This window comes from Paludisphaera sp., assembly GCF_037189885.1.
GTDB lineage: Bacteria > Planctomycetota > Planctomycetia > Isosphaerales > Isosphaeraceae > Paludisphaera.
In genome coordinates this window covers 20,188-31,354 of the sequence record NZ_JBBCIR010000112.1, presented here as the reverse complement: position 1 = coordinate 31,354, position 11,167 = coordinate 20,188, and the positions used below count along the sequence as shown (strand labels likewise).

Sequence of the window (11,167 nt, the reverse complement as noted above, 5' to 3'; positions counted from 1 at the left end):
CGCCTGCTGGAGAAGGTCCGCTACGGCTGGCGCCGCCGCCGCACCCTCGTCCGCTTCCTCGCCCTCAAGCTCGACGAGATCTGGGGCCGCCTCCAACCTCCCCCGGACCACGCGCCACGGTGGAGTTAAGTGAGGAGTGTCAGAATGGGGAGAGTATTGCAGATCGCTTTCATTAAAATGGAAGCAACACATCAGCCAATTTGGCACACAACTTTCATAGGAGTTACGCAGTAGTAGACATCGGGACAGATTGCGCCGTCCCACCCCCGGTCGTAGGATCGGCGTATGAGCCGAGCCAAGTGCAGCGACGAGGACTACATCGACTTCCTGATCGCCACGCCGCGGGCGGCCAGCTGCTGCGAGGCGGCGCGGAGCGGGCCGGACGGCCCGGCCCCGGCCGCCCACGACGCCTACACCCGGCTGCTCCACCGCCTGGAGCCCGACCCCGAGGCGCTCTGGGCCGAGGTCGAGCCGCTGCTGCGCAAGGACGACGGCGTCCTGATCCTCGACGACTCCACGCTCGACAAGCTCTACTCCAGGAAGATCGCGCCGGTCCACCGCCACTGGTCGGGCAAGCATCGCAAGGTCGTCTGGGGCATCAACCTCGTCAGCCTGGTCTGGTCCGACGGCGACCGCTGCATGCCGGTCGACTACCGCGTCTACGACGCCCCCGTCGACGGCCTGACCAAGAACGACCACTTCGCGGCCATGATCGCCCGGGCGGCGGCCCGCGGCTTCCGGCCGCGGGCGGTCCTCTTCGACAGCTGGTATTCCAGCCTCGCGAACCTCAAGCGGGTCCGCGACCTGGGCTGGACCTTCCTCACCCAGCTGAAGTCCAACCGCCGCGTCGACCTCGACCGCGCCGGCTACCGGCCGGTCTCGCGGCTGACGATCGGCGACGGCGGGGTCGTCGTCCATCTGGAGGGGTTCGGCCCGCTCCGCGTGTTCAAGGCGGTCTCCCGAGACGGGGACGTTGAATACTGGGCGACCAACGACCTGGCGATGGACGAGCTGGGCCGCCAGGAGCTGGCCGAGCGGTGCTGGGCCGTGGAGGAATACCACCGGGCGCTGAAGCAGTGCTGCAACGTCGAGCGATGTCAGGCGCGATCCGCCCGCGCCCAGCGGAACCATATCGGGATGGCGATCCGGGCGTTCGCCCGGCTGTCGTGGAGCTTCTACGCCACCGGGGTCAGCTGGTACGAGGCCAAGGCCGCCGTCGTCCGCGACGCCGTCCGCGCCTACCGGAGCCGGCCCCTCCACCGGATACCGCCCACTGCGTAAGTCCTATTTCAGCTGACTTCCTCGATAATCGCCTGATCGACATGATCCATGTCGAGTTGAGCGAGACAGTAAGGCAGGCTCAAACAGTGAGTCACAGCCCAGTTCTGGGCCAAGCCATCAGGGGCACAGCGGAGTCCGCTTTACTGCTGATGCCGTTGACTCGACTAGGCAAAGTCGGCTTGATGATGGCTCTCCCGGTCTTTTTCATTCTTGCCGCTCGGCAAGTGTGGGATTATATCCTCGGACGCTTGGAAGACCGGCGTGGCGATACTCAGACTGCCATATCGGCGCATCTGGCCCTGTTGGGAAACCGGGTTGGGGCAGAATTCGAGCGTGAAATTCGAGAGCGACTAAACGATCTTCAAAGTTGGCAAGAGCAGTCGATTCGGCAAGTCGCGAACCGACTCGCTGCCGATCAAATCGGCCTAATGTAATCGGACGCAATCCATGAATAAGAGCTATCCTCTGGCCTTTTCCCTTATTCTAGCCTTGTGCTTCTCAGTGACCTGTAGTGGATGTGGGGGATCATCAGAAGCTCCGAAGGACAATCGAAGTCGCAGCGAACGATTCAAAGATAGTCAGGCAAACACGATAACACCCCATGGTAGGATCGAGCTTGACACAATTCAGGACACGCCAGATGGGCGAATTCAGTATCAGACCGAAGACGGTAGGACCTGGCGCGTCGACGAGAAGATCGACGCCCGTAATGAACATTCTTATGGGACGCCTAAAGAATCACCCCCGCTTCCCGCCAAATAGACAAAAATCACGCAATCCCCACTTGGCACTTCCAGAAAAAAAACTCGATTTGCAGCGATTTTACATATAAATCCACAAACCCTGTCAATCGTCAACACTCCATCCCCCCCAGGGCCTACGCATCTTGAACTCGTGACCGGGGCATGACTTCCGTGTATACCGACGGGTCCACGGAGGACCTGCCATGCCGCATGACGACCCGTCCCTCGCCCGTTACTTCGCCGACCTGCCCGACCCCCGGGTCGACCGCACCAAGAAGCACACCCTCGGCGACATCCTGGTCATCGCCCTGTGTGCGACCATCGCCGGGGCCGACTCGTGGGAGGAGGTCGAGCGGTTCGGGCGGGCCAAGCAGGGTTGGCTGAAGACCTTTCTGACCCTGCCCAACGGCGTCCCCTCGCACGACACGTTCTACCGGGTGTTCACACGGCTCGACCCGAAGCGGTTCGCCGGGTGCGTCACCCGGTGGATGGAAGCGGTGTGCGAGGCCACGGGACTGCGGCACATCGCCATCGACGGCAAGGCGGTGCGGGCCGCCCCCGGGGACACCTTCAGCGGGTGCCTCCACCTGGTCGGTGCGTGGGCCGCCGAGAACCGGCTGATCCTGGGCCAGGAGCCGGTGGCCGATAAGTCGCACGAGATCGCCGCCATCCCCGAACTCCTGAAGGTGCTGGCGTTGAAGGGGGCGTTGGTGACGATCGACGCCGCCGGCTGCCAGAAGGCGATCGCCAAGCAGATCCGGGGCGGGGGCGGGGATTACCTGCTGGCCGTCAAGGGGAACCAGCCGAGCCTGCACGAGGCGGTGCTGGGGGTGTTCGACCGGGCCTGCGAGGCGGACTTCGCCGGGTTCGACCACGACGGCCACGAGGCGGTCGAGGACGGCCACGGGCGTCACGAGGAACGGTATGTCACCGTCATCCACGACCCCGACGGGCTACCGCCCGGGTGGCCGGACGTGGCGGCGGTGGTGCTGGTCGGGCGGGAGCGGGCGGTGCGAGGGACCAACACCAGCACGGCCCATTACTACATCACGAGCCTGCTAGGCACGGCGGAGCAGCTCAGGCGGCTGGTTCGGCGGCATTGGTCGGTGGAGAACCAACTGCATTGGGTGCTCGACGTGGCCTTCGGCGAGGACTCGAACCGGACGGCGTCCGGCCACGCCGGGGCGAACCTGGGGCTGGTCCGGCGTGCCGCCGTCTCGCTGCTGCAACAGGACCCCGGAAAGGGGAGCATCAAAGCCAAGCGGCTCAGTGCAGCCCTCGACGAAGGCTATCTGATGCGAGTCCTACGGGGTTTCCCGGCAATTTAGATGCGTTGGCCCTGCCATCCCCCCTTAGCCGCGGCGTAATCTCATCCAGGGGACGGGGAGGATGCCGCTGACGTCCTTGCCCACGAGCGGAGTGGAAGGATCGACGTCTCGGAGAAGGAGCCATTCGGACGTTAGTTCCCATGTAGCGTCCCAGATGGCCCGAGGCCCGGCTTGCTCCCAGTAGTCGAACGTCCCTTCGAGTTGCCGGCGCCGGTCCTCCGTGGAAAATGAAGAGGCGCCGACGGTCATGTGGCTCCTGTCGGTCCTTGCTCGGCCTACAGCTGCGGCCTCCCCTGAATCAGCGGATATACGCCAGGCCGCCCGCCCCCCGCGAGGGAGCAGGCCGAGCGGCCGGCGGGTTCAACCTGGGATCAAAGCTCGCGCGCGTCGACGCGGGCGTCGAGGATCTTGGCGATCTTCTCCTTGCTCTCCTCCAGGTGCGCCCGCGTCGTGTCGTCGAGCTGGGCGCCCTTGGCCTCAAGCTCCTTGCCGATGCGATCGGCGATCTCCTTGAGGTGGAGGCGGGCCAGCGAACGTGCGTCGGCCGGGACGCCGCCGCCCCCGCCGCCGAGCACCACGACGAACGCGGCGTGGTCGCCGAGGCCGGAGGAGCCGCCGGTGCCGACCACCATCGTCCCCAGCCGCCGCAGGTGCTCGCGCTGGAGGTTGCGACGGATCGTGGAGAGGCCGGGCTTGGCGTCCTTCTCGTCCTTCGTCGGCAGCTTGTCCAGGTCGGCCCAGATGGCGTCGGTCAGGGAGCGGAAGACCTCGTCCATCCGCAGCGGGGACGAGCCCGGGTCGGACTGCAACTCCTGGTTCTGGAGCCGCGCGAGGGTCGTCCCGCTCAGGCAGCGGCTCAGGACGATCCGCTGGATCCCCAGGACGCGCTCATACACCGAGATGTCGGCGCTGGGGCCGGAGAAGACGTTCGGGCTGCCCCAGTGCATCCAGCGCTCGTTGCCGAGGCGCCGCATGACGGACGGCGAGAAGTTGAAGTCCTTGTCGGTCAGGACGTGCTCGGCCAGGAACTTGAGGTTCTCGCGCTGCTTGTCGCCGGGGATCGGCTCGATCGGGTCGCGGCCGTCCTTGTCGGCCTTGTGGTCGCGCGAGACCGACTGGCCGCCGACGTGCTGCGAGGCCAGCGCCGCGGCGTTGCCCCACTGGTTCAGAAGCACGCTGAAGGCGCGCCTCATGCGGGCCCAGGGCTCGCCGTCCTTCACGACGCGCGAGTCCAGGTCCTTGAGCAGCTCGCGGGACAGCTCGATCCGGTCGCGGGCGAACTGGGTGGGGTCGGAGCCCAGGTCCCAGCGGTTGACGTAGGGGTCGTCGTTGAGCACGACGTCCTCGTCGGTGGCGTAGACGAGATCCTTCTCGGCGGCGCGCGAGGCGATCTTCTTCAGCTCGGCCTCCTCGTTGCCCTCGACCTGCGAGTAGCCGTACTCGATGGCCCAGTAGTCGTAAGGGCCGAGGGTGGTGGAGTAGTAGTCGCCCTGCTTCTTGCCCGGAGGGGCGAGATTCACCGGGTTGTAGTCCATCACGCTGCCGCCCAGGCCCTTCTCCCGCGTGAGCGCGGTGTCGTTGAGCTGGTCGGCGGAGAGGATCGTGCTCGCCTTGAAGTTGTGACGCAGGCCCAGCGAGTGGCCCACCTCGTGCATCACCACTTCCTTGATCGCCTGGGAGATGAATTCCTCGGGCAGTTCGTCCTTCGTCTTCTCGTCCTTCTTCTCTTCCTTCTTGTCGCCGTCCTTCTTCTCGTCGTCCTTCTTCTCACCCTCCTTGGGGGGGTCGGCCGGGGCGGCGACCAGGCTGACGGCGGCCAGGGTGAGGTCCTGGGTGAACCCCTGCTGGCGCTGGCAGAAGCCGCGGGCGTTGCGGGCGATGTTCTGGGCCAGCCGCCACTGGAACACGCCCTGGTCGGCCGGAATCAGCTCGGGGACCATCTGGCCGGGGGCGTGGGAGAGCAGGTCGAGGCCGGGGAGGCCCATCGCCTGGGGGACGCCGTAGCCCATCTTGGAGGCGAGGATCGGGCTGACGACCTCGCCGATCGCCAGCGGGGTCGACTCAAGCTCGCCGTCGGCCTTCGTGGTCGTCCCGACGAGGAGCGCGTACTCCTGCTTCCAGTGGCGGATCCAGCTCGAATCGAAGATGACGTCGCCGTCGATGATCTCGCCGGTCATCGGGTTGGCCCGGACGCACGACATGGCCGATCCGCTCTCGCTGGCGACCCAGCGGAACGTGCAGTAGTTGGCGTCCTCGGGGTCGAAGTCGTCGCGGCCCTCCTCCTGCCAACGGACGGCCAGGGCGTTGCGGAAGCCGATCTTCTCGAACGCCTTGTTCCATTCGAGGATGCCCTCCTCAACATAGGGCCGGTACTCCCGCGGGACGGTGTCCTCGACGTACCAGACGATCTGCTTCTTGGGCGCGGAGAGCTTGGCGCGGGGGTCGGCCTTCTCCAGCCGCCAGCGGTAGATGTAGCGGACGAAGTTGCCGTCCTGCCCGGAGACGCCGAAGTCCTTCGCGGCCGAGAGGAAATATCCCACGCGGTCGTCGGCCTGGCGGGGCTTGTAGCCCGCGTCCGGGGTCTTCATCAGGCTGTAGTGGATGACGACCGTGTTGCCGCGGGGATCGGCGATCCCGCCGTCGCCCCCCCGGCCCCGGCCGCCGGCGAAGGTCGTCTCGAGCTGGAGTTCCATGTTGTTCGGGAACCCCTTCACCTTCTGCCACGCGCTCCGATTCCGGTCGATCGGCCCCAGGCCGAGCTGCGCGAAGTCGGTCATGAAGACTTCCGACAGGTCGACCAGCGGGGCGCCGCCGCGCAGCATGTTCACGGTGACGATCGGCAGGGCCATGATGATCGAGTCGGTGTAGTTCTGCTTCACCGCCTTCTCGATCGGCGTGCCGGCCGGGGCCTTGTAGAAGATGTTGCGGCGGATCACCTGGATCCGGTCGCCCACCCGCTTGAAGACCAGCACCAGGTCGTCGTCGCCGACGGGCATGCCGGCGTTCGCCATGCCGCGGGCGATCGTCACCGGGACCAGCAGCGTCTGGTTGAACTGGTCGGGGCGGATCTCGGCGTAGAGGTTGGCCCCGTCCTTGCTCTTGTAGAGCGTGAACAGGCCCTCGACCTTCTCGGCGTCCTTCACGACGTCGTCGAAGGGGCGGAACTTGCTCGCGTCTCCCGGCCTCACGACCCCGGACAGAGCCGCCGGGACGTCCACCTTCGCCGCGCCCGGCGGGAGGTTCTCGACGACCTGGGCATCCTGCGCGACGACCGCCGGGACGGCCCCCAGCGCCAGAGTGGCAAATAGACCGAATCGACCGATGCGACTCATGGAGCCCTCCGCGAAACCGTGGTGTGCGATGCCGAGATGCCGAGGCGGAAGATTGCGGGAGAGAGACGCGCGACGGCGGCCCAGGAAAGAGAGGAGGGGACGCCGACGACCGGGAGAGGCGGGATGAACCAGGACCGTTCATCCTCCCCCGCACGCGCCACCCTTCAATCGTGACGAAGCGATTCGGAGTTTGCAACCTCGGTCGAGGATACGGGCATCAAGCGGCGGCCGCCCGACGCGACTCTCGCGATCGCAACGGTTATCCCGAAGCCGACGCCACGCCGCTGGCCGAGACGGACTGGCCCCGCCGCCCAGGCCGTCCGATATCAAGGAATATGCCGGTCATCGCGACGAGAACGGTTCGGGCGGGAGGGGTTCAAGGCATGCGGACCCGGACGATCGGCCTATACCTCTTGCTGACCACCGCCCTGCTCGCGACCGCCGCGAGGGCCGAGGAAGCCCCGCTCGCCCTCCCCATCCCGCCGCCGAGACGCTTCGCCGTCGCCGCTCTCCCGCCCCCGCCCCCGCGCCCGGTCGAAGCGTCCCCGTTGGCGCGGCTCATCCCGGAGGACTTGGAGCGGATCGCCCTGGAACGCAACCCTACGATCGCCCAGGCCGTGGATCGCTTCGAACAGGCGCGCGGCCGGGCGTTCCAGGCCGGGGCGTATCCGAACCCGCTCATCATCTGGAGCGCCCCCGACCTGGGCGAGCAGGGGACCGCGGGCCAGCAGCAGGCGTTGTTCCAGCAGCCCGTCGTCACGGGCGGCAAGCTTCGGTTGAACCGGGCTCGCCTCGAGGTGGACGTCGAGAGCCACCGCTGGCTGGTGGTCGAGCAACAAATGCTGGTGAGGAACGGCGTCCGCATGCGGTGCCTCCAGGTCCTCGCGCAACAAGATCTGCTGCGCCTGGGGAAGGAGTTGACGGCCCGGGCCGATGAGGTGGTGAGGACGACCCGTGAGAACGTCGAATCGGGCCACGCCTCCGAGGCCGACTTGCTGACGGCCGAGAACGAGGCCGCGGAGGAAGCTCGCTCGCTCGAGGTCCTTGCGGAGCGTTACCTCAACTCGTGGCGGGAACTCGCCGCGTATCTCGGCGATCCCGACATGCGGCCCGTCGAGATCGACGGGGGTTTGGGCGGCGAGATGCGAGAGTTCTCCTGGGAGCCGACTTTGGACCGCCTGTTGCGCGAGAGCCCCGAGCTGCGGGTCGCCGAGCTGATTGTCCGTCGCCAGGAGTTGAGCCTGGAGCGCGAGCGGCGGGAGCCCATCCCCGACCTGGTCGTCCGCCTCGGGACGACTCACGACCCCAACAACGGCCGGACCACCGGCTATGCCCGCCTCTATGCCGATCTCCCGCTCTGGGACCGCAACCGCGGCAACATTTACGCGGCCGAACGCGCGCTTTTGGAACTCCGACGCGACGTGGATCGGGTTCGGCTCAACCTCCAGCAGCGCCTGGCCCGCGACTTCAACCATCATCGGACGGGCCTCGTGAACCTGCGTCGCTTCGGCGACGGGATCTTGCCGAGGGCGCGACGCGCCTTCGAGATCTACCTGGAGGAGTTCGCGGCGGAACAGGCGAACTATTCCCGAGTCCAGTCCTCCCGCTCGGCGTACGCGGAAGCGTCCGTCAAGTACATCGAGGAGTTGCTGGAGCTTCGGCGCGCGGAGGTGGCGATCGACGGCCTGCAACTCGTCGAGGAGGCCGTCGAGGTCGGGACGCTCCGGCCCCCCGGGTCCGGTCGCCTGCAACCCCCGGGGGAAGGGTCCGTCGTCAACACCCCGCCCGGCGGGGGCGTTCCGGTGGGTCGACCTTATCGGGGCAACAGCGGCTGACGCGCCCACGCCCCTACCCTGAAGGTCGCTCGTCCCGTGGTGGTCGACTTGTGCATCCGCCGCGACAACGCGATTGAAAAAACATCATACAGGCCACTTCGATCCACTTGAAGCGCCTCGAATGATGTGCACAATACACCCTCGCGGGAGTCCGACGGCGGACACGTCGCGTGAACGCGACGAACCGCGCGATTCGCGTGCCCGGGCAACGTGGCCCTGGACGGCCCGGATCGACTCCCGCACAGGAGGATCGAACGATGAGGCGCGTTGTCCTCTCCCTTGTCTGCATGGCGGGCGTGCTCGCGCCGGGTTCGCGGGCGAAAGCGGACCCTTCCCCGGCTTATCCCTGGCCGAAGTACTCGGTGCTGCCGATCCTGTTCAGCCCGACCGACTGGGACGTCAACGGCGCGGAAGTCCAGGAGGAAGCCGCGGCGATCCGCTCGGCCATGGCCGCCATCCAGGGCTTCTACGGCGACGCCCTCGGCGGTCGGACGTTCCGGCTGAATGACCTGCAAGTCGTCCAGGGGAATCAGGCCAAGGAGGGTTACGGCATCGAGTGGAACGGCGGCAACATCTACACGGACGGCGTCGATATCGTCGGCAACGTCGAGGCGGCGGTCGTCGAGGAACTCCACGCGCGAGGCTACCCCACGCCCCCCGGCCAGAACGAGGACGGCTACACCGTGCTGATCTTCGTGAAGGGGGCGGGGGGCTGGGCCGGCGGTCGAGTCTTCGGCGGCGCCGACGGTGGCTGGGGCATCCTCGGTGATTGGGCCATCGACAGCCTTCAGGGGGATGTCCAGGAGGGCGAATACTGGTGGTCCGGCCGACGGCTCCAGATCGGGGCGGCGGCTCACGAGCTTGGCCACGCCTTCGGGCTGCCGCACCCGGACGCCTACGGCGGGACCTGGGGGACGACGGTGATGGGCGAGTGGTGGAATTATCCCGACCTCGGCCTCAATGACTGGGAGGTCGACCACCTCCTCGCCAACAAGTCGGCGTTCTTCGCGGTCCCGGAGCCGACGAGTTTCCTCATGCTCGGCGCGGGCGCGCTCGCCGTGATCGTCCCGGCCTGGTCGCGGTCCCGGCGACGCCCGGGCTGAGCCGACGAACTGCCGCGCGACCCGTCGCGGGCGACGAATCCCACGGCCTCGGCCACGCGGGTCGGGGGCTAGATCGCCTGGACCGGGTCGTCCAGTTCCAACGTCCCCTCGTCCAGGAGGCGGCGGGCCATCGCCTCCAGCTTGCGGCGGCCCTCGGCGAGGTTGGCGGGGAGGTCGGAGACGGGGGTTTGCTCCAGCACGCGCAGGCCGGCGACGGGGCGATCCAGGCGTCGGATCAGCACTTCGGCCAGCTTCAGGCGGATCTTGGGGGAGGGGAGGCGGGACTCGTCCAGGTACGCCCGCATCACCCCGGCGGCGTCCTCCCACTGGCCGACGGCGGCGAGCGCCTTGATGAGATCGACTCGCTCCGGGTCGGGGGGCCGCCAGGCGGGACGCTTGCGCCGAAACGCGCGATAGAAGCCCATCGCGGCCTCGGTCTCGTCGGCGTCGAGGTGCTCGCGGAGCGTCCGCGCGGCGAGGAGGTCGGGATCCTCGCCGGCCGCGCGCGCCTTCCGGGCCTTCTTCGCCTTCTTGTGGACCCGCTCGACCAGCGAGCGTTGGGTCCGCTTCTTCTCGGTCCGGTGCATCGTCCCCGTCCGGCCGTGCCGCATGCGCGAGATCAGGTCCCAGCCCTCGCAATCGACGAGGTCCAGCTTCAGCAGCAGTAGGCCCAGGATCACGCCCCCCAGCCCCCCGGTCGCGTGGGCCAGCGAGGACGACGCCGACAGCGACAGCAGGCTCGCGACCATCACCTCCCACGCGATGTAGAAGGCCGAGAACCAGAGGATGGGGATCTCGGGCTGGAAGACCAGGATCCGCATGAAGCCGGATAGGATCACCAGGCAATAAAGGTCGTTGCGCGGCGCCCAGATCATGCAGAGGGCCATCAGGCCGTAGATCGAGCCCGACGCCCCCAGCATGTACCTCGCGTGGCCGGGGTCGGCGAACGCCTGGATGAGAGCGCTCTGGAACGTCCCCATCGCCACGAACAGGGCGACGAAGCCGATCGCGCCGACCTTCCCCTCGACGACGATGCCGAACGCCCAGAGGAACAGCAGGTTCCCCAGCAGGTGGAAGATGTCGCCGTGGAGGAAGATGTTCGTGACCCACTGCAACGGGTGGATCCCGTCCCCCAGCGCCAGCATGTATTGCGTATGCTCGTGCTTCGGGTCGACCGCGAACGCCACGACGCACGCGATCATCACGCCGATCGTGGCGATCGGGCGGTGGTAGATCGGGGCGTCGGTCCCCCAGGGGATGATCACCTCGGGCCTCCGATCTCACCGCGCCCGCAGGCTTCGAACAACGTCCTTCCCCCCTCGCGGGGGAAGGTGGCCCGAAGGGCCGGATGAGGGGGAAGACAGGCGAGACGGCCGGCGGGATCCCGAGCGGGTAGGACGACCTTTCGGATCCCAACGGTGTCCATGCTCGTCGTCCCCCTCACCTGACTCCTTCGGAGTCTGTCCTCCCCCGCGAGGGGGGAAGACATTGGGAGCCCAATCGGCGTCGCGTCTACTCGAAACATCACGCCCCTGCCGAGGGCTC

The 11,167-nt window shown here is 67.2% G+C and carries 6 protein-coding genes; 4 read left to right on the top strand and 2 right to left on the bottom strand.

Features of this window, described 5'->3' with window-relative positions:
- Positions 1-285: 285 nt before the first annotated feature.
- Together WG209_RS24530 and WG209_RS24525 are read left to right on the top strand one after the other, a co-directional pair.
- The gene (locus tag WG209_RS24530) at positions 286-1,281 is read left to right on the top strand and encodes a transposase (RefSeq protein WP_337177747.1); all 996 of its coding nucleotides are present in this window, start codon (positions 286-288) and stop codon (positions 1,279-1,281) included.
- A gap of 946 nt (positions 1,282-2,227) precedes the next feature.
- The gene (locus WG209_RS24525) at positions 2,228-3,352 is read left to right on the top strand and encodes an ISAs1 family transposase (RefSeq protein WP_337177746.1); all 1,125 of its coding nucleotides are present in this window, start codon (positions 2,228-2,230) and stop codon (positions 3,350-3,352) included.
- Positions 3,353-3,723: 371 nt separating this feature from the next.
- Here the strand turns inward: WG209_RS24525 and WG209_RS24520 are convergent, their stop codons facing one another.
- The gene (locus WG209_RS24520) at positions 3,724-6,684 is read right to left on the bottom strand and encodes a zinc-dependent metalloprotease (RefSeq protein ID WP_337177745.1); all 2,961 of its coding nucleotides are present in this window, start codon (positions 6,682-6,684) and stop codon (positions 3,724-3,726) included.
- A 383-nt stretch (positions 6,685-7,067) separates the two neighbouring features.
- Here WG209_RS24520 and WG209_RS24515 point away from each other — a divergent pair, with 383 nt between their 5' ends.
- Together WG209_RS24515 and WG209_RS24510 are read left to right on the top strand one after the other, a co-directional pair.
- Positions 7,068-8,519: a TolC family protein gene (locus WG209_RS24515; protein WP_337177744.1), complete on the top strand. Its 1,452-nt coding sequence runs from the start codon at positions 7,068-7,070 to the stop codon at positions 8,517-8,519.
- Between the two features lie 257 nt (positions 8,520-8,776).
- Positions 8,777-9,622, top strand: coding sequence for a PEP-CTERM sorting domain-containing protein (locus WG209_RS24510; protein ID WP_337177743.1), 846 nt, complete (start codon positions 8,777-8,779; stop codon positions 9,620-9,622).
- A 68-nt stretch (positions 9,623-9,690) separates the two neighbouring features.
- Here the strand turns inward: WG209_RS24510 and WG209_RS24505 are convergent, their stop codons facing one another.
- Positions 9,691-10,887 (bottom strand): rhomboid family intramembrane serine protease, encoded by a 1,197-nt coding sequence (locus WG209_RS24505; RefSeq protein ID WP_337177742.1) that lies wholly within the window; start codon positions 10,885-10,887, stop codon positions 9,691-9,693.
- Positions 10,888-11,167 lie beyond the last annotated feature (280 nt).

Excerpts from the sequence above, each read along its gene's own strand:
- WG209_RS24515 (WP_337177744.1), top strand. The coding sequence starts at position 7,068 with ATGCGGACCCGGACGATCGGCCTATACCTCTTGCTGACCACCGCCCTG.
- WG209_RS24510 (WP_337177743.1), top strand. The coding sequence starts at position 8,777 with ATGAGGCGCGTTGTCCTCTCCCTTGTCTGCATGGCGGGCGTGCTCGCG.
- WG209_RS24520 (WP_337177745.1), bottom strand. The coding sequence starts at position 6,684 with ATGAGTCGCATCGGTCGATTCGGTCTATTTGCCACTCTGGCGCTGGGG.
- WG209_RS24525 (WP_337177746.1), top strand. The coding sequence starts at position 2,228 with ATGCCGCATGACGACCCGTCCCTCGCCCGTTACTTCGCCGACCTGCCC.
- WG209_RS24530 (WP_337177747.1), top strand. The coding sequence starts at position 286 with ATGAGCCGAGCCAAGTGCAGCGACGAGGACTACATCGACTTCCTGATC.